The organism is Streptomyces sp. NBC_01808, from assembly GCF_035917395.1.
Lineage (GTDB): Bacteria > Actinomycetota > Actinomycetes > Streptomycetales > Streptomycetaceae > Streptomyces.
On sequence record NZ_CP109072.1, the window covers coordinates 1653061 to 1670847 of the forward strand.

At 72.3% G+C, this 17787-nt stretch carries 13 protein-coding genes; 1 reads left to right on the forward strand and 12 read right to left on the reverse strand.

What is annotated here, in order from left to right:
* Nucleotides 1–99: 99 nt before the first annotated feature.
* The 10 genes from OG946_RS06935 to uvrC form a co-directional block, all read right to left on the reverse strand.
* Complete coding sequence (locus tag OG946_RS06935; RefSeq protein WP_326795260.1) at nucleotides 100–435, reverse strand: RNA polymerase-binding protein RbpA; 336 nt, start codon at nucleotides 433–435, stop codon at nucleotides 100–102.
* Nucleotides 436–527: 92 nt separating this feature from the next.
* Nucleotides 528–758 carry a preprotein translocase subunit SecG gene (gene secG, locus OG946_RS06940; protein ID WP_037720488.1) on the reverse strand — a complete coding sequence of 77 codons (231 nt, stop codon included), beginning with the start codon at nucleotides 756–758 and terminating at the stop codon, nucleotides 528–530.
* 151 nt (nucleotides 759–909) lie between these two features.
* A complete protein-coding gene (gene tpiA, locus OG946_RS06945) occupies nucleotides 910–1695 on the reverse strand; it encodes a triose-phosphate isomerase (protein ID WP_326795261.1) in 786 nt (261 codons plus the stop codon).
* 9 nt (nucleotides 1696–1704) lie between these two features.
* Nucleotides 1705–2925 (reverse strand): phosphoglycerate kinase, encoded by a 1221-nt coding sequence (locus OG946_RS06950; RefSeq protein WP_326795262.1) that lies wholly within the window; start codon nucleotides 2923–2925, stop codon nucleotides 1705–1707.
* A gap of 169 nt (nucleotides 2926–3094) precedes the next feature.
* Nucleotides 3095–4099, reverse strand: coding sequence for a type I glyceraldehyde-3-phosphate dehydrogenase (gene gap, locus OG946_RS06955; protein ID WP_326795263.1), 1005 nt, complete (start codon nucleotides 4097–4099; stop codon nucleotides 3095–3097).
* Nucleotides 4100–4300: 201 nt separating this feature from the next.
* Nucleotides 4301–4489: a hypothetical protein gene (locus OG946_RS06960; protein ID WP_326795264.1), complete on the reverse strand. Its 189-nt coding sequence runs from the start codon at nucleotides 4487–4489 to the stop codon at nucleotides 4301–4303.
* Nucleotides 4490–4649: 160 nt separating this feature from the next.
* Nucleotides 4650–5627, reverse strand: a complete 978-nt coding sequence (gene whiA, locus OG946_RS06965; protein ID WP_047015130.1) for a DNA-binding protein WhiA — start codon at nucleotides 5625–5627, stop codon at nucleotides 4650–4652.
* Nucleotides 5618–6652 (reverse strand): gluconeogenesis factor YvcK family protein, encoded by a 1035-nt coding sequence (locus OG946_RS06970; protein WP_326795265.1) that lies wholly within the window; start codon nucleotides 6650–6652, stop codon nucleotides 5618–5620. Before OG946_RS06970 ends, whiA begins: the two co-directional genes overlap by 10 nt.
* Complete coding sequence (gene rapZ, locus OG946_RS06975) at nucleotides 6649–7605, reverse strand: RNase adapter RapZ (RefSeq protein ID WP_326795266.1); 957 nt, start codon at nucleotides 7603–7605, stop codon at nucleotides 6649–6651. Before rapZ ends, OG946_RS06970 begins: the two co-directional genes overlap by 4 nt.
* An 18-nt stretch (nucleotides 7606–7623) precedes the next feature.
* On the reverse strand, nucleotides 7624–9645 hold the full coding sequence (uvrC, locus tag OG946_RS06980) for an excinuclease ABC subunit UvrC (protein ID WP_326795267.1): 2022 nt from the start codon (nucleotides 9643–9645) through the stop codon (nucleotides 7624–7626).
* Nucleotides 9646–9798: 153 nt separating this feature from the next.
* Here uvrC and OG946_RS06985 point away from each other — a divergent pair, with 153 nt between their 5' ends.
* Entirely contained in the window at nucleotides 9799–10743 is a 945-nt protein-coding gene (locus OG946_RS06985; RefSeq protein WP_326795268.1) for a carbohydrate kinase family protein, read from the forward strand.
* Nucleotides 10744–10796: 53 nt separating this feature from the next.
* Here the strand turns inward: OG946_RS06985 and OG946_RS06990 are convergent, their stop codons facing one another.
* Both OG946_RS06990 and uvrA read right to left on the reverse strand, forming a co-directional pair.
* Complete coding sequence (locus tag OG946_RS06990; protein WP_326800169.1) at nucleotides 10797–14063, reverse strand: phosphodiester glycosidase family protein; 3267 nt, start codon at nucleotides 14061–14063, stop codon at nucleotides 10797–10799.
* Nucleotides 14064–14635: 572 nt separating this feature from the next.
* Complete coding sequence (gene uvrA / locus OG946_RS06995; RefSeq protein WP_326795269.1) at nucleotides 14636–17620, reverse strand: excinuclease ABC subunit UvrA; 2985 nt, start codon at nucleotides 17618–17620, stop codon at nucleotides 14636–14638.
* Between the last annotated feature and the right edge of the window lie 167 nt (nucleotides 17621–17787).

Genomic DNA, 17787 nt, shown 5'->3' on the forward strand with positions numbered 1-17787 from the left:
ACTGATGCCGGTGTCGGTGCCGGGGAGGAAGGAGAGTGCCGCCGGCGCGGCTCGGGCGGCTCGGCAGGGCCGGGGGCCGCCCGCTGGCTCGGCCCGGGGTCAGATCTCGCCGCGGAGCTTGGCGAGGGCCTCGGCGAGGATGGCCTCGCCGTCGGCGTCGCTGCGCCGCTCGCGCACGTACGCGAGGTGCGTCTTGTACGGCTCGGTGCGCGGCGGGTCCGGCGGGTTGTCCCGGTCCTGGCCCGCCGGGAAACCACAGCGCGGGCAGTCCCACCTGTCCGGGATCTGCGCGTCGGTGGCGAAGCTGGGTCGGGTCTCGTGCCCGTTGGAGCACCAGAAGGAGACGCGCAGGCGCGGCGCTGACTCGCCCCGCTCCGCCTCCCCCATCGGCCCGGCGCCGACCCGGCTTCCACGGATCGCGTTGCCACTTGCCACGGTCGTAACTCCCTGCGTGAAATGCGGCGAGGCATCGTCGGCGACCCCGCCGCGGGCGCCCTAGTCTACGTACCGCCAGTCGCCGTGGTGGCTCAGCTGTCGAACTTCATCAGCAGGCCCAGCACGACGATGATGGCGAACCAGATCAGGCCGACGACCACGGTGATCCGGTCCAGGTTGCGCTCGGCGACGGAGGAGCCGCCGACGGAGGACTGCATGCCGCCGCCGAACATGTCGGACAGGCCGCCGCCCTTGCCCTTGTGCATGAGGACGAGCATCATCAGCAGCCCGCTGAAGATGATCAGGGCGATGGAGAACGCCACGGTCACGGCTTTTCCAACTCTCTCGGTGACGGACGGATACGGAACGGGGCCGGTGCGGTCATCCTGCGTGACCGGCCCCCGACAGCCTACGACGAACAGGCGGCCCGGGCCTACTCCCCGGTCGGCGGGAAGAGGCCCGGAGCCGCGGACCTCACTGGTCCCGGAAGCGGACGATCTTGACGAACTCGTCGGCGTCCAGCGAAGCGCCGCCGATCAGCGCGCCGTCCACGTCGGGCTGCGCCATGATCGCCGCGACGTTGCCGCTCTTGACGGAACCGCCGTACTGGATGCGCACCGCGGCCGCCACCTCCTCGCTGTACAGCTCCGCCAGCCGCTGCCGGATCGCGCCGCAGACCTCCTGCGCGTCGTCAGGCGTGGCGACCTCGCCGGTGCCGATGGCCCACACCGGCTCGTACGCGACGACGATGCTCTCCGCGTCCGCCGCGTTGACGCCCTTCAGCGCCCCGTCGAGCTGCGCCAGGGTGTACGCGACCTGCTCGCCGGCCTTGCGCACCTCCAGGCCCTCGCCGATGCAGAGGATCGGCGTGATGCCGTACTTGAACGCGGCCTTGACCTTGGCGTTGACGAGCGCGTCGTCCTCGCCGTGGTACTGCCGCCGCTCGGAGTGGCCGACGACGGCGTACGTGCAGTGGAGCTTGGCCAGCATCGGGCCCGAGACGTCGCCCGTGTACGCGCCGGCGTCGTGCGGCGAGATGTCCTGGGCGCCGTACTTGATCTTGAGCTTGTCGCCGTCCACGAGCGTCTGCACCGAGCGCAGATCGGTGTACGGCGGCAGGACGGCGACCTCGACGGCCTCGTAGTCCTTGTCGTGGAGCGCGAAGGCGAGCTTCTGGACGTGCGCGATGCCCTCGAGGTGGTTGAGGTTCATCTTCCAGTTGCCCGCCATGAACGGGATACGGGTCGGCTTGTCGTTCATCGTTACGGGTCAGTCCTCCAGTGCGGCGAGGCCGGGGAGCGTCTTGCCCTCGAGGTATTCGAGGCTGGCGCCGCCACCGGTCGAGATGTGGCCGAACGCATTCTCGTCGAAGCCCAGGATGCGCACGGCGGCGGCGCTGTCACCGCCGCCGACGACGGTGAACGCGGAGCTGTCCACCAGGGCCTGCGCGACCGCGCGGGTGCCGTCGGCGTAGTCGGGGTGCTCGAACACGCCCATCGGCCCGTTCCAGAAGACCGTGGCGGCGTCGGCGATCTTCGAGGCGAAGAGCCGCCCGGACGCCGGGCCGATGTCCAGCCCCATCACGTCGGCGGGGATGGCGTCCGCCGGTACGGTCACGGGGTCGGTCGGCGCCTGCGCCTTGACGTCCGGGAACTCCCGGGCCGCGACCACGTCGACCGGGAGCACGAACTCCACGCCGAGCCGCTCGGCCCGCGCCAGGTACTCGCGGACCGCGGGCACCTGCTCCTCCTGGAGCAGGCTGGAGCCGACCTCGTACCCCTTGGCCTTGAGGAAGGTGTACGCCATGCCGCCGCCGATGAGGATGCGGTCGGCCTTCTCCAGCAGGTGGTCGATGACCCCCAGCTTGTCGGAGACCTTGGCGCCGCCGAGCACGACCGCGTACGGCCGCGCGACGTCCTCGGTGAGCTTGCGCAGGACGTCCACCTCGGCGGCGATCAGGTAGCCGACGTAGTGCGGCAGCCGGGCGGGCAGGTCGTACACCGAGGCGTGCTTGCGGTGGACGGCGCCGAAGCCGTCGCCCACGTACACGTCGGCCAGTTGGGCCAGCTCGTCCGCGAACGCGCCGCGCTCGGCGTCGTCCTTCGCGGTCTCACCGGGGTTGAACCGCAGGTTTTCGAGCAGCGTGACCTCGCCGTCGCCGAGCCCGGCGACGGTGGCCTTCGCGCTCTCGCCCACGGTGTCCGTGGCGAACGCCGTCTTCTTGGCGGAATCCCCGAGCAGTTCGCCCAGCCGGCGCGCCACCGGCGCGAGGGAGAACGCCGGGTCCGGCGCGCCCTTGGGGCGGCCGAGGTGGGAGGCGACGACCACCCGGGCGCCGGCCTCGGCCAGCTTGGCGATCGTCGGAACGACGGCGCGGATACGCCCGTCGTCGGTGATGGTGGTGCCGTCCAGCGGCACGTTGAGGTCCGCGCGGACGAAGACCCGCTTGCCGGCGATGCCTTCGCCGAGGAGGTCGTCGAGCGTCTTCATGGAGACTCCTGCATCACTGCTGACACCGCCCGCACACCGCCGCGGAGCGGCGCGCGCGGCGGCCTGGTCGTCGGAACGAGCGGGGCCCCGCCGCCGTGCGGCGGCCGGGCCCCGGCCCGGATGAGCTGCCCGGGGAGCCGCGGCCCCCCGGCCAGGCGGCCGCGTCGCCTCAGAGACGCTCGCCGACGAAGGTGGTGATGTCGACCAGACGGTTGGAGTAGCCCCACTCGTTGTCGTACCAGCCCACGATCTTGACCTGCTTGCCCTGCGCCATCGTCAGCAGGGAGTCGAAGGTGCAGGACGGCGCGGTGTTGACGATGTCCGAGGAGACGATCGGGTCCTCGGTGTACTCCAGGATGCCCTTGAGCTGGCCCTCGGCGGCCTTCTGGTACGCGGCGTTGACCTCGTCCTTGGTGACCTCGCGGCTCAGCTCGACCACCAGGTCGGTGACGGAGCCGGTCGGCACCGGCACGCGCATCGCGATGCCGTCCAGCTTGCCCTTGAGCTGCGGCAGGACGAGCGCGGTGGCCTTCGCGGCGCCGGTGGTGGTCGGGATGATGTTCTCCGCGGCGGCGCGGGCGCGGCGCAGGTCCTTGTGCGGGAAGTCCAGGATGCGCTGGTCGTTGGTGTAGGCGTGGACGGTGGTCATCATGCCCTGCACGATGCCGAAGTTCTCGTCCAGCACCTTCGCCATCGGCGCGACGCAGTTCGTCGTACACGAGGCGTTGGAGATGATGTTGTGGGCGGCCGGGTCGTAGGAGTCCTCGTTGACCCCCATCACGATGGTGATGTCCTCGCCCTTGGCGGGCGCGGAGATGATGACCTTCTTCGCCCCGGCGTCCAGGTGCTTCTTGGCGTCCTCGGACTTGGTGAAGATGCCGGTGGACTCGATCACCACGTCCACGCCCAGGTCGCCCCAGGGCAGGTTCGCCGGGTCGCGCTCGGCGAGCATCTTGATGGGGCGGCCGTCGACGGTGATGGCGTCGGCGGTGTGGCTCACCTCGGCCTTGAGCTTGCCGAGCAGGGTGTCGTACTTCAGCAGGTGTGCGATGGTCGCGGCGTCACCCAGGTCGTTGAACGCCACGACCTCGATGTCCGCACCCTGCTCCAGGATGGCGCGGAAGTAGTTGCGGCCGATGCGGCCGAAGCCGTTGATGCCTACGCGGATCGTCACGAACCGATCTCCTCGTTGGTACGCCGGTCCTTCATCGACCGGTGCTCTGACTGGGAATCCCCGACCACTGCCGACCCTACCGCTTCCGCACCCGCGCGGCGGCCCGGACCCCGCCGGTGACGCGGACGGCGGCCCGTAACCCCCGGTAGGGCTACGGGCCGCCGCCGCGATCCGGCGTCGCCGCCGGTCAGCGGGCCTGTGTCAGCGCCTCAGATGGGACAGTGCGCGGCTCAGAAGAGCGGCGCGTGCGGGCTTGTCGGCGAGGTGCTCGACCCCGAAGCCGACGAGGACGGTGTCGCGGGTGGAGACGGCCGCGTAGCTCTCGAAGAGCTTGCCGCTACGGGCCCAGTCGGCGGCTGATGCGAGGACCGCACTGGCTCTTCGTCCCATGTGCCCCTCTTTGAGTTGCCTGTCTCGTGGACGAACGGCAGTCAGGCTGCGGGTCACTCATGTCCACGTCAAGATGCCGGGAGGGTGAAGAAGCCGCGGTGCGGCCGCGGTTGAGGGGTTGTGCGGGATCAGGGCCGGGCGCCGCCGGGCGGGGCGGGCGTCAGCCCACCATCTCCTCCGTGAGGTTGGCCTCCGTGCCCGGGATGCCCAGGTCGCCCGCCCGCTTGTCGGCCATGGCGAGCAGCCGGCGGATACGCCCCGCGACCGCGTCCTTCGTCAGCGGCGGGTCGGCGAGCGCGCCCAGTTCCTCCAGCGACGCCTGCTTGTGCTCCATGCGCAGCCGGCCGGCCGCCGCCAGGTGCTCCGGCACCTCGTCGCCGAGGATCTCCAGCGCCCGCTGCACGCGGGCGCCGGCCGCGACCGCCGCGCGGGCGGAGCGGCGCAGGTTGGCGTCGTCGAAGTTGGCCAGCCGGTTGGCCGTGGCGCGCACCTCGCGGCGCATCCGGCGCTCCTCCCAGGCCAGCACCGACTCGTGCGCGCCGAGCCGGGTGAGCAGGGCGCCGATGGCGTCCCCGTCCCGTACGACCACGCGGTCCACGCCGCGCACCTCGCGGGCCTTGGCCGGGATGCTGAGCCGGCGGGCGGCGCCGACCAGGGCGAGGGCCGCCTCCGGGCCCGGGCAGGTGACCTCCAGCGAGGAGGAGCGGCCGGGCTCGGTCAGCGAGCCGTGGGCGAGGAAGGCGCCGCGCCAGGCGGCCTCGGCGTCGCAGGTGGCGCCGGAGACGACCTGCGGGGGCAGCCCGCGGATCGGCCGGCCGCGGCCGTCGACCAGGCCCGTCTGCCGGGCCAGTTGCTCACCGCCGGCGACTACGCGGACCACGTACCGGCTGCTGCGGCGCAGCCCGCCCGGGGCCATGACGATCATCTCGGACCCGTGTCCGAAGATCTCCAGGATGTCCTTCTTCAGCCGCCGCGCGGCGACCCCGGTGTCCAGCTCGGCCTCGATCACGATGCGGCCGCTGACGAGGTGCAGCCCGCCGGCGAACCGGAGCGTGGCCGAGACCTCCGCCTTGCGGCAGCACGTCCGGGTCACGGGGAGCCGCGAGATCTCGTCCTTCACCGCTGCCGTCATCGCCATGGCCCGATCCTTCCATGCATCCGAAAAATACGGTCGTACGCGGCGGCCAGCAGCTCCGGATCGTGCCGGGGAGTCCCGTCGGTCCGCGCCACCGGCGCCAGCTCGACCGAGCCCTCAAGCTCTTTCGCAGCCTCGCGCAACCCGTCGCGCTCTGCCGCACCGGGCACTGCATCCTTGTCGGCCAGCACCACGTCGAGGGCGAGTTTAGGGGCGTGTCGTCGCAAAACCTCCAAATGACGCCGCGGGGAAAATCCGTCCGTTTCCCCCGGCTGCGGGGCGAGGTTCAGGGAGAGGACCTTGCGGGCCTTGGTCTCCACCAGGGCCTGGCGCAGGTCGGGCACCAGCAGGTGCGGGATGACGGAGGAGAACCACGAGCCCGGGCCGAGCACCACCCAGTCCGCCTCGCGGACGGCCTCGACGGCGGCCGGGACGGCCGGCGGGTCGGCGGGCACCAGGTAGACCTGCTGCACCTCGCCGGGGGTCAGGGCCACGGTGGCCTGGCCGGCCACGGTGGTGACCTGCTCGGGGCGCTCCGGCGCGTGGCCGCGTACGTCGGCGCGCAGCTCCAGGGGCACCGCGGACATGGGCAGCACCCGGCCGTGCGCGCCCAGGAGCGTACCGACCAGGTCGAGGGCCGCGACGTGGTCGCCGAGCTGCTCCCAGAGCGCGACGATCAGCAGATTGCCGACCGCGTGGTCGTGCAGCTCGCCCTGGCTGGTGAAGCGGTGCTGGATGACGCGGGACCAGGTCTGGCCCCAGTCGTCGTCGCCGCAGAGCGCCGCCAGCGCCTTGCGCAGGTCGCCCGGCGGCAGCACGCCAAGCTCGGCGCGGAGCCGCCCGGACGAGCCGCCGTCGTCGGCGACGGTGACGACGGCGGTGAGATCGCCGGTGATCCGGCGCAGCGCGGCGAGGGAGGCCGACAGGCCCATCCCCCCGCCGAGCGCGACCACCTTCGGCTGCGAACCGGGTCTGCGGGCGCCCCGGCGGCGCAGCCGGAGGTTCCGGCCGCCGGCGATCCGGCTCACTCGCGCCCCATGTCCCGGTGGACGACGACGGTCTCGATGCCGTCCGAGGCGAGCCGGCGGGCCAGCCGCTCGGACATCGCCACGGAGCGGTGCTTGCCGCCGGTACAGCCGACGGCGATGGTCACGTACCGCTTGCCCTCGCGCCGGTAGCCCTCGGTGACCAGGTGCATCAGCTCCGCGTATCCGTTGAGGAACTCCTTGGCGCCGGGCTGGTTGAAGACGTACTGCGCGACGTCCTCGTTGAGCCCGGTGAACTGGCGCAGCTCGGGGACCCAGTGCGGGTTCGGCAGGAAGCGGCAGTCCACCACCAGGTCGGCGTCCACCGGCAGGCCGTACTTGTAGCCGAAGGACATCACCGTGGCGCGCAGCTCGGGCTCCTCGCCGCCGGCGAACTGGGCGTCCATCTTCGCGCGCAGCTCGTGCACGTTCAGGCTGGAGGTGTCGATCACCAGGTCGGCGTCGCCGCGCAGCTCGCGCAGCAGGTCGCGCTCGGCGGCGATGCCGTCGAGGATCGTCCCGTCGCCCTGCAGCGGGTGCGGGCGGCGTACGGACTCGAAGCGGGCCACCAGCGAGTTGTCCGACGCCTCCAGGAAGACGATGCGCCGGGGGACCCCCTTCTCCTTCAGGTCGGCCAGGGACTCCTTCAGATTGTCGAAGAAGCGCCGCCCGCGGACGTCCACGACGACCGCGATCCGCGCCACGTTCCCCTGCGAGCGGGCGCCCAGCTCCACCATGGTGGGGATGAGTGCGGGCGGCAGGTTGTCCACGACGAACCAGCCGAGGTCCTCCAGGCACTTCGCGGCCGTGCTCCGGCCGGCGCCCGACATCCCGGAGATGATCACCAGCTCGGGGATGCCCGCCTGCGCGGAGTCACCCGTCTCGCCCGGCCCGGCGGCCGGGTCACCCGTGGTCACGGTGGTCTCGTCGGTCTCGTCTGTCCCGTTGTCGTTCATCGCTCTGTCCCCCGGTCCTCACTCGTCCATGATCTCTCCGGTGGCGGTGTTCACCGCCGGCGCGGCAGGTGCCGCCTGCGCAAGGGTCACGGCGATGTTTTCGGCCGTCTTGCGGCCGATGCCGGGAACCTCACAGATCTGATCAATAGTCGCAGCTCTGAGCCGTTTCACCGAACCGAAGTGCTTCAGCAGCGCCCGGCGGCGGTTCTCCCCCAGGCCCGGCACGTCGTCCAGCGGTCCGGCCTTCATGCTCTTGGCCCGTTTCTTGCGCTGGTAGGCGATCGCGAAGCGGTGGGCCTCGTCCCGTACGCGCTGCAGCATGTACAGGCCCTCGCTGCTGCGCGGCAGGATGACGGGGTCGTCGCTGTCCGGCAGCCAGACCTCTTCGAGGCGCTTGGCCAGGCCGACCACGGCCACGTCGTCCACGCCCAGCTCGCCGAGGGCCCGCTTGGCGGCGCCGACCTGCGGCTGGCCGCCGTCGACGACCACGAGCTGGGGCGGGTACGCGAACTTCCTGGGCCGCCCGGTGTCGGGATCCCGCCCGGCCGGCCCTTCCGCCGCTGCGTCGTCGGCGGCGGCGGCGGCACGGCCGCGCTCGGCCGCCGCCTCGGCCTCCGGGTCGCCCCACTCCCCCGTCTTCTGCTTCTCCTGCACGTACCGCCGGAACCTGCGGGTGATCACCTCGTGCATCGCCCGTACGTCGTCCTGGCCGGTGAAGCCCTTGATCTCGAAGCGGCGGTACTCGCTCTTGCGGACCAGGCCGTCCTCGAAGACGACCATGGAGCCGACGACGTCGTCGCCCTGCAGATGCGAGATGTCGTAGCACTCGATGCGCAGCGGCGCGGAGTCCAGCTCCAGCGCCTCGGCGATCTCCTCCAGCGCCCGGGAGCGGGTGGTCAGGTCGGAGGCGCGCTTGGTCTTGTGCAGGGCGAGGGCCTGCTGCGCGTTCCGCGCGACCGTGGCGAGCAGGTCCTTCTTGTCGCCGCGCTGCGGCACCCGCAGGTCCACCCGGGCACCGCGGCGCTCGGTCAGCCACTCCCGTACGGGCCCCGCGGGCTGCGGCAGCGCCGGGACCAGCACCTCGCGCGGGATGGCCTCGGCCTGCTCGTCCCCGTAGAGCTGCTGGAGCGCGTGCTCCACGAGGCCGGCGGTGTCGACGGCCTCCACCCGGTCGGTGACCCAGCCCCGCTGGCCGCGCACCCGGCCGCCGCGGACGTGGAAGATCTGCACCGCCGCCTCCAGCTCGTCCTCTGCGAGGGCGATCAGGTCGGCGTCGGTGGCGTCGGCGAGGACGACCGCGTTCTTCTCCATGGCGCTCCGTAGCGCCCCTATGTCGTCGCGCAGCCGCGCCGCCTTCTCGTACTCCATCTCCTCGGCGGCCTCGTGCATCTGCCGCTCCAGGCGCTTCAGATACGCGCCCGTGCGGCCCGCCATGAAGTCGCAGAACTCCTCGGCCAGCTCCCGGTGCTCGGCGGCCGTGACCCGGCCGACGCAGGGCGCGGAGCACTTGCCGATGTACCCCAGCAGACAGGGCCGGCCGATCTGCGCGCTGCGCTTGAACACCCCGGCGGAACAGGTCCGCACGGGGAAGGCGCGCAGCATCAGGTCGACGGTCTCGCGGATGGCCCACGCGTGCGCGTACGGCCCGAAGTAGCGCACGCCTTTGCGCTTGGGGCCGCGCATGACCTGCACCCGCGGATACTCCTCGTTGAGCGTCACGGCGAGGGACGGGTAGCTCTTGTCGTCCCGGTACTTGACGTTGAACCGGGGGTCGTACTGCTTGATCCAGGTGTATTCGAGCTGGAGCGCCTCGACCTCCGTGGCCACCACGGTCCACTCCACGGACGCGGCGGTCGTGACCATCGTGCGCGTGCGCTGGTGCAGCCCGGCGAGGTCCTGGAAGTACGACGAGAGCCGCTGCCGCAGGCTCTTGGCCTTGCCGACGTAGATGACCCGGCCGTGCTCGTCCCGGAACCTGTAGACCCCCGGGGAGTCGGGAATCTGCCCGGGCTTGGGACGGTAACTGGACGGATCGGCCATGGTTCCCACCCTACTGTCGACCACTGACGCGGAACCGTCCGTCCACACCCGTGTACCGAGCCCGCGACAGTCCGGTGACCGTATGGTCGCCGGGGCGTGCCCGTGTTGCCTTCCGGGGACCTGTGGGCAGCGGTCGGACCGTACGCTGGGCACATGATCGTGGTTGGTGGTGAGGCTCTGATCGATCTCGTGCCGGCCGGGGGCGATGGCGTGCTTCCCGCGCTGCAGCCGGTGCGGGGCGGCGGGCCGTACAACACGGCGGTGGCGCTGGGGCGGCTCGGGGCGGACGTCGCGTTCGCCTCGCGGGTCTCCACGGACGCCTTCGGGGCGGCGCTGATGGCCGGGCTCGACGCGGCGGGGGTGGCGACCGGGCTCGTCCAGCGGGGTGCGGAGCCCACGACGCTGGCCGTCGCCGACGTCAGCCCGGACGGCTCCGCCGGGTTTCGCTTCTACGCCGAGGGCACCGCCGACCGGCTGTTCCGGGCGCCGGACGCGCTGCCCCCGGAGGCCCGGGCGCTGGCGGTGGGGACGTGCTCGCTGGTGCTGGAGCCGGGGGCGACCGCGTACGAGACGCTGCTCAAACGGGCCGCCGCGGACGGGCTGTTCACCCTCCTCGACCCGAACATCAGGGCCGGGCTGATCGACGACGCCGGTGCCTACCGCGCCCGCTTCCTGGCCTGGCTGCCGCACGTGGCGCTGCTGAAGCTGTCGGTGGAGGACGCGCAGTGGCTCGCCGGCGGGCGGCCGTGGGCCGAGGCGCTGCCGGAGTGGCTGGCGGCCGGGCCGCGGGCGGCGGTGCTGACCCGCGGCGGCGAGGGGCTGACCGCGGTCGTCGCGCAGGGCCTGGAGCGGTACGACGTGGCCGCGCCGCCGGTCGGCGTGGTCGACACGATCGGCGCCGGCGACACCGTCAACGCGGCGCTGCTGCACTGGTTCGGCGCCCACGATGCCCTCACCCCCGGTGCCCTGGCCGGCCTCGGCCCCGCCGGCTGGCGCGCCGCGCTCGGCCACGCCGCCCGCGCCGCGGCGATCACCTGCTCGCGCGCGGGCGCCGAGCCGCCGTACGCGGCGGAGCTGGCGGGTTTCGCGGACGGCTGAACCGCGGCGGTGCGGTCGCGGGGTCCCGCGGGACCCCGCGAGCGCCCTCCCCGCTACCGGGTGACCGTGACCCGGTCCCCCTGCGTGACGCCGTTGACCGTCACCGTCAGCGTGACCGTCCCCGGCCGCAGCCCGGTCACCTCGCCGGTGGCCGGGTCGTACGCCGCGATGTCACTCCGGTCCGCCTCCCGCGGCGGCCCGATGTGCAGCCGGTCCGTACCGGACCAGTCCGCGCTGACCGGCCAGGCCACCGGCACCTGCCGCGCGCCCTGCGCGACCGCGGCCGAGGCCGCGGCCGAGCGGCCGACCCGTACCTCCTCGGGCGCGGTCACCGCCAGCCCGTCCACATGCGGCCGGGTCTGCACGGACACCCAGTCGGGCAGCCCGCGGTACGGCGCGTTCCGCGCCTGCTGCTGCTCGCCGCGCGTCACCTCGTCGACGCCGATCAGCGACCAGCCGGAGAAGCCGCCCTCGCCGGGCGGGGTGGCCGGGGCCTTCCCGGAGTTCCCGTTGATCAGGTACGGCACTCCGTCGACGTGCTCGGCGTGGAACGTGCCGACGTGCCCGCCGACGAACGCCGCGCCCTTGCCCGTACGGGCCCGGAAGTCCGCCAGCCAGTCCTCCAGCACCCGCGCCTCCTTGCGGTCGCTGAGCTGGCTGGCGCGCTGCGCGGTCGGGTCGCGGGGCGGGACGTGCTGGATCACGGTCACCGAGCGCACCGACGGGTCCTCCGCCGCCGCCTCCAACTGCCGCTTCAGCTCCGCGATCTGCGGGTAGCCGCCGCCGCGGAGGGTCAGCGAGGAGGTGTCGAGGGTCAGGAAGCGGGTGCCCTTGTGGTCGAACGTCCGCTGCGCGGGGCCGAATTCGGCGACGAAGTTGGCGACGGAGCCGCCCATCACCTCGTGGTTGCCCGGCACGTAGTACCAGGGCACGGCGTCGCCCAGCTCCTCCTCCAGTATCCCGCGGGCGAACGCCAGGTCCGCGGGCGAACCCTCGTCGACCAGGTCGCCGTTGATGACGAGGAAGTCCGGCCGGGCCGCCCTGATCTCCTGCAGCGTGCGCCGGGTCTGCCGGACGAGCGCGCTGTCCGGCTCGCGGGCGACGAACTGCGCGTCGGACATCACCGCGTACCGCCAGTCCCGGCCCGCCGTCCCGGCACCGGAGTCGATCAGCGGGTCGCGGTGCGCCGCCGTGCGCGGCAGGTCGACCTCGGGCGGGCTCTGCGCGGTCAGCTCGTCGATGACGACCTCGCTGCTGTACTGGCTGGCGGGCTTGGCCTCCGCGAGATAGAAGCGGAAGACCGACAGCGGGTACTGCGTGCCCTCCGGCACCTGGAAGACCACCTGCTTCCAGCCCTGCCAGGTGACGTAGTCGCCGCGGAGTATCAGGTCGGCGCCCGCGCCGTCCTTGAGCTGGAGCGACGGCCAGGCGCCCTTGCCGTCGCCCTTGATCCACAGCCCGAAGCTCAGCGGCTGGCCCGGGATCTCGATGCGCTGCGGCGGCGTGACGTACGCGGCGCGGGTGGCGGTGGACTGGGAGAAGTCGTACGTGATCTTCATCCCGGCACCCGCGTGACCCGCGGGCTCCGGGGCGAGCGAGCCGGTGGCGCGCGCCGTGGAGAACTTCCAGTCGGCCGCGTTCCCGAAGTCCGCCAGCACGCTTTCGGTGAGCCCGACGGTCAGCGCGACGTGCGTGACCTTCCCCTGCACGGTCACCTTGAGCACGCCGGAGGCCGTCGGCTCGGTGGTGCGGGCCCGTACGGTGAAGCCGCCGCTGCGCTCGTCCGGGGCGATGTCGAACAGCGCGCGGTCGTAGTCGAGGCGTACGTCGGCGGGGTCGACGGGGGCGCTGGCGCCGTGGGCGTCGCGGCCGACGATGCCGAAGGCCGCCGCGTCACCGGAGGCGGCCAGGCCGACGCGCTCGCTGGTGGGCGTGATCCGCTCCAGCTTGTCCAGGACGGTCAGCTCGACGCTCCCGGACGCGCCGCCGCGCCAGGCGGTGACCTGCGCGGTGCCGCCGCGGCGGGCGGTGAAGGTACCGTCGCCGTCGACGCTGCCGACGTCGTCCCGGTTGCTGGACCACGACGGACGGCCGGGCGCGGGGCCGTACGTCTCGTCGTAGCCGGCGGCGTCGAGTTCGCGGGTCAGGCCCGGGAAGACGCGGTCGGGGTGGCCACCGGGCACCGGGTCGACGCCGGGCGCGAGCGCGGGCTCCGCGGCGGTGGTGACGCGGAAGTCCTTGAGCTGGCCGCTGCCGCCGGGGGCGGTGAGCGCCAGGCCGTTGGGGACCTCCCGCTCCTCGCCGTCGGACGGGGAGTTCTCCACGAACCGCTCGTCAGAGCCGGGCGCGCGGGCGACGAGGGTGGAGGAGCCGCCGCCGTCGAGGTTCAGCGCGTCGTACGCGCCGAGGGCGTCCATCATCTTCGCCAACTGCGTGAGCGTGACGCCGCCGGCGTCCGCCTGGCGGCCGTCGACGGTCAGCACGTGCATGGTGCCGCCGTCCTTGGAGAAGCCGACCGCGGTGCGGGGGGCGGCGGTGTTGTTCGGCCGGCCCTCCCAGTTCTGCGGTACGCCGTCCTCGACGAGGACGCCGCGGCCGCCGACCGCGGTACCGGGCACGGGGCTGCCGTCGTCGGTGCGGACGTCGTACTCCACCTGCACCGCGTCGCCCGGCCGCAGTTGGGCGAGGATCTTGGCGCCGGTGTCGCGGCCGACGAGCACCGTGGTGCCTTCGGCTATCGCGCCCTTCCCCGGCCCGTTGGTCACCTCGGCGACCTTGCCGTCCCGCACGGCGACTTCGGTGACCTCGGTGGCGCCGTCGACGGTCATGGCGCGGTCGGCCTTGCCCCACTGGGCGTTGTACGCGCCGATGCCGTCCGCGGGGACGTTGGCGGCGTTGTGGCCGCCGAGGGGGTGTGCGCCGTCGGGGAGGGTGACGGTGCCGTCGAAGTAGAGGTCGAGCACGCGGCCCGCCTGGTCGGGGCCGACGCCCACCGCCTCGGAGACGCCGGGCGCGGGCGAGTGCGTCGGGCGGCCCTCCTCGACGCCGGGGCCGAGGGGGGCGCCGGTCTCGTTGATGTCGAAGAAGTCGGCGTTGATGGCGGCCACGGTGGTGCGGCCGGGACCGGGGTCGTGCTCGGCGGCGAGCTTGGAGACGGGGGCGCGCTCGGAGACCTTGCCGCCGAGGTAGTCGACGCGGGTGCCGGCTCCCAGGTCGACGCTGAGCGCGTCGGCCTTGAGCCACTTGTCGGTCTCCAGCCGCTCGAAGGAGGTCAGTTCCATGCCGGGGGCGACGGGCCGGGAGACGGAGGCGATGTCCATGCCCTCGCCTGCCGGTACGGACACCGCACCGGCGGCGCCGGTCGCGGCGGCGGGCCGCTCCTGACCGACGGCCGCGGGGGCGCCGAGGAGCAACAAGGAAGCCGCCGCTGCCGCGACGGCCCTGGGTCGGAGGGGTTTACTGCGTACTCCCGCTCTGAGCACGTTTTCTCCTTGGAACGACACGGGAACGCACGCTTCTTGCGCACGGCGGGCCACAGCCTGGCAGTGGAGAGTGGTCTACACCAGAGGGCGCGCGCAAACTCCGCCCGAACAATTGCCGCCGCCGGTCCGTCATTTGAGATCGTGTCAGGAGGGTCCGTACCGGGCGGGACGCGGTGCGCGGCGTGTCGGCATGACAGACCCGCGGTTCGTGGTCCGCACGGGTGGCCGACGCCGTAGACGGCCGTGTGGACCACTCGGTGGCCGACGGGCGCGTGTATCACGGCTGGCGCAAGGTGACGCGGGCCGACGGCAGTCGGCCGCACGCCGGACCGCCCTCGGCCGCGCAGCCGAGCGGCGCTCAGCCGTACGCCCGGCCGAACCCTCGGTCGCAGCCGGGCTCCAGACCCCCCTCAGCCGCGCCGCTTCGCCGCCGCCTTCTTGGCGGGCGCCTTGGCCGCCGCCGTCTTCTTGGCCGGCGTGGACCTCGCGGTCGACCTCTTCGCGGTCGGCTTCTTCGCCGCGGCGCCCTTCCGCGCCGGCGGCGAGTCGCTCACCCGGTCGCCCAGGATCTCCCGCAGGAACTTCCCCGTGTGGCTGGCCGGCACGGCCGCCACCTCCTCCGGCGAGCCCTCCGCGACCACCAGGCCGCCGCCGCTGCCGCCCTCGGGGCCGAGGTCGACGACCCAGTCGGCGGTCTTGATGACGTCGAGGTTGTGCTCGATGACGATCACCGTGTTGCCCTTGTCGACCAGGCCGGTCAGCACGCCGATCAGCTTCTTGATGTCCTCGAAGTGCAGCCCGGTCGTGGGCTCGTCCAGCACGTACACCGTGCGGCCCGTCGAGCGCTTCTGCAGCTCGCTCGACAGCTTCACCCGCTGCGCCTCGCCGCCCGACAGCGTCGGCGCCGGCTGGCCCAGCCGCACATACCCCAGTCCCACCTCGTTGAGCGTCCTGAGGTGGCGCGCGATCGCCGGCACCGCCTCGAAGAAGGACAGCGCCTCCTCGATCGGCATGTCCAGCACCTCGGCGATGGACTTGCCCTTGTAGTGCACGTCCAGGGTCTCGCGGTTGTACCGCGCGCCGTGGCAGACCTCGCACGGCACGTAGACGTCCGGGAGGAAGTTCATCTCGATCTTGATCGTGCCGTCACCCGAGCAGTTCTCGCAGCGACCGCCCTTGACGTTGAAGGAGAACCGGCCCGGCTGGTAGCCGCGGACCTTCGCCTCCGTCGTCTCCGCGAACAGCTTGCGGACGTGGTCGAAGACGCCCGTGTACGTCGCGGGGTTGGAGCGCGGCGTACGGCCGATGGGCGACTGGTCGACGTGCACCACCTTGTCCACCAGGTCGTCCCCGTCGACCCGGGTGTGCCGCCCGGGCACGCTCCGCGCGCCGTTCAGCTCGCGCGCCAGGTGCGTGTACAAGATGTCGTTGACCAGCGTCGACTTCCCGGACCCCGAGACACCCGTGACCGCCGTGAGCACCCCGAGCGGGAACGCCACGTCGATGTCCTGCAGATTGTTCTCCCGCGCGCCGCGGACGACGAGCTGCCGCCCGCCGTCGACGGGCCGCCGGATCTCCGGCGTCGGGATCTCCCTCTTCCCCGACAGATACTGCCCGGTGACCGACGCGTCGTTGTCCAGCAGCTCCTTGAGCGAGCCGCTGTGCACCACCGTGCCGCCGTGCTCGCCGGCGCCCGGGCCGATGTCGACGACCCAGTCGGAGGTCTTGATGGTGTCCTCGTCGTGCTCGACGACGATCAGCGTGTTCCCCAGGTCGCGCAGCCGGACCAGGGTCTCGATCAGCCGGTGGTTGTCCCGCTGGTGCAGCCCGATGGACGGCTCGTCCAGCACGTACAGCACGCCGACGAGGCCGGAGCCGATCTGCGTGGCGAGCCGGATGCGCTGGGCCTCGCCGCCGGAGAGGGTGCCCGCCGCGCGGTTGAGCGACAGGTAGTCCAGGCCCACGTCGACCAGGAACCGCAGCCGCTCGTTGACCTCCTTCAGCACGCGCTCGGCGATGGTCTTCTCGCGGTCGGTCAGCTCCATCGCACCGAGGAAGTCGGCGCAGTCGCTGATCGACATCGCCGAGATGTCGGCGATCGACCTGTCCTGCACGGTGACCGCGAGGACGACCGGCTTCAGCCGCGTCCCGTTGCAGGTCGGGCAGGGGACCTCCCGCATGTACCCCTCGAAGCGCTCGCGGCTGGCGTCGCTCTCCGCCTCCGCGTGCCGCCGCTTGACGAACGGCACGGCGCCCTCGAAGGACGTGGTGTACGACCTCTCGCGCCCGTACCTGTTGCGGTAGCGCACCTCGATCTTCGTCCGGTGCCCCTGCAGCAGCGCCTTCTGCGCCCGCTGCGGCAGCCCGGCCCACGGGATGTCCGTACGGAACCCGAGGTCGTCGGCGAGCGCGCCGACGAGCCGGGCGAAGTAGTCCTTGGTGTGGCCGTGCGACCACGGGTGGATGGCGCCCTCGTCCAGCGACTTGTCCGGGTCGGGGACGATCAGCTCCGGGTCGACCTCCATCCGGCTGCCGATGCCCGTGCAGTCGGGGCAGGCGCCGAACGGCGAGTTGAACGAGAAGGAGCGCGGCTCCATCTCCTCGAACGACAGGTCGTCGTACGGGCAGTAGAGATGCTCGGAGTACATCCGCTCGCGGTCCGGGTCGTCCGCGTCCAGGTCGACGAAGTCGAGGATGACCATGCCGCCGGAGAGCCCGAGGGCGGTCTCGACGGAGTCGGTCAGCCGGCGCTTGGCGCTCTCCTTGACCGTGAGGCGGTCGACGACCACCTCGATCGTGTGCTTCTCCTGCTTCTTCAGCTTGGGCGGGTCGGTCAGCGACGACGTCTGCCCGTCGACCCGCGCCCGGCTGTACCCCTTCGACTGCAGGTCGGAGAAGAGGTCCACGAACTCGCCCTTGCGCTCGCGCACCAGCGGCGACAGCACCTGGAAGCGGCTGCCCTCCGGCAGCGCCAGCACCTTGTCCACGATCGCCTGCGGCGACTGCCGGGTGATCGGCCGGCCGCAGACCGGGCAGTGCGGCTTGCCGATGCGGGCGAAGAGCAGCCGCAGGTAGTCGTAGACCTCGGTGATCGTGCCGACCGTGGACCGCGGGTTGCGCGACGTGGACTTCTGGTCGATCGAGACGGCCGGCGACAGGCCCTCGATGAAGTCGACGTCCGGCTTGTCCATCTGGCCGAGGAACTGCCGCGCGTAGCTGGACAGCGACTCGACGTAGCGGCGCTGGCCCTCGGCGAAGATCGTGTCGAACGCCAGGGACGACTTGCCGGACCCCGAGAGTCCCGTGAAGACGATGAGGGAGTCGCGGGGCAGGTCGAGCGAGACGTTCTTCAGATTGTGCTCGCGAGCGCCACGGACGAGGAGACGGTCGGCCACGCCGGTCGGACCTTTCTTGATGAGCGGCGGGGACCGTCCGGGCGGGCGGCACCCCTTGTCAAGCGTATGGGGGTGGCGGCGGAGCTGTCCGCAGCTTTCTCCCATCGAGCCACACGCTAACGTCTGGGTCTGACAACGACGTCCGGCCCAGCATTCCCACCCGCTCG

What these genes read in the sequence shown, in the direction of transcription:
- tpiA (WP_326795261.1), bottom strand. Translation starts at nt 1,695, where the DNA reads ATGAACGACAAGCCGACCCGTATCCCGTTCATGGCGGGCAACTGGAAG.
- OG946_RS06950 (WP_326795262.1), bottom strand. Translation starts at nt 2,925, where the DNA reads ATGAAGACGCTCGACGACCTCCTCGGCGAAGGCATCGCCGGCAAGCGG.
- OG946_RS06960 (WP_326795264.1), bottom strand. Translation starts at nt 4,489, where the DNA reads ATGGGACGAAGAGCCAGTGCGGTCCTCGCATCAGCCGCCGACTGGGCC.
- whiA (WP_047015130.1), bottom strand. Translation starts at nt 5,627, where the DNA reads ATGGCGATGACGGCAGCGGTGAAGGACGAGATCTCGCGGCTCCCCGTG.
- rapZ (WP_326795266.1), bottom strand. Translation starts at nt 7,605, where the DNA reads ATGAACGACAACGGGACAGACGAGACCGACGAGACCACCGTGACCACG.
- uvrC (WP_326795267.1), bottom strand. Translation starts at nt 9,645, where the DNA reads ATGGCCGATCCGTCCAGTTACCGTCCCAAGCCCGGGCAGATTCCCGAC.
- OG946_RS06985 (WP_326795268.1), top strand. Translation starts at nt 9,799, where the DNA reads ATGATCGTGGTTGGTGGTGAGGCTCTGATCGATCTCGTGCCGGCCGGG.
- OG946_RS06990 (WP_326800169.1), bottom strand. Translation starts at nt 14,063, where the DNA reads ATGGACATCGCCTCCGTCTCCCGGCCCGTCGCCCCCGGCATGGAACTG.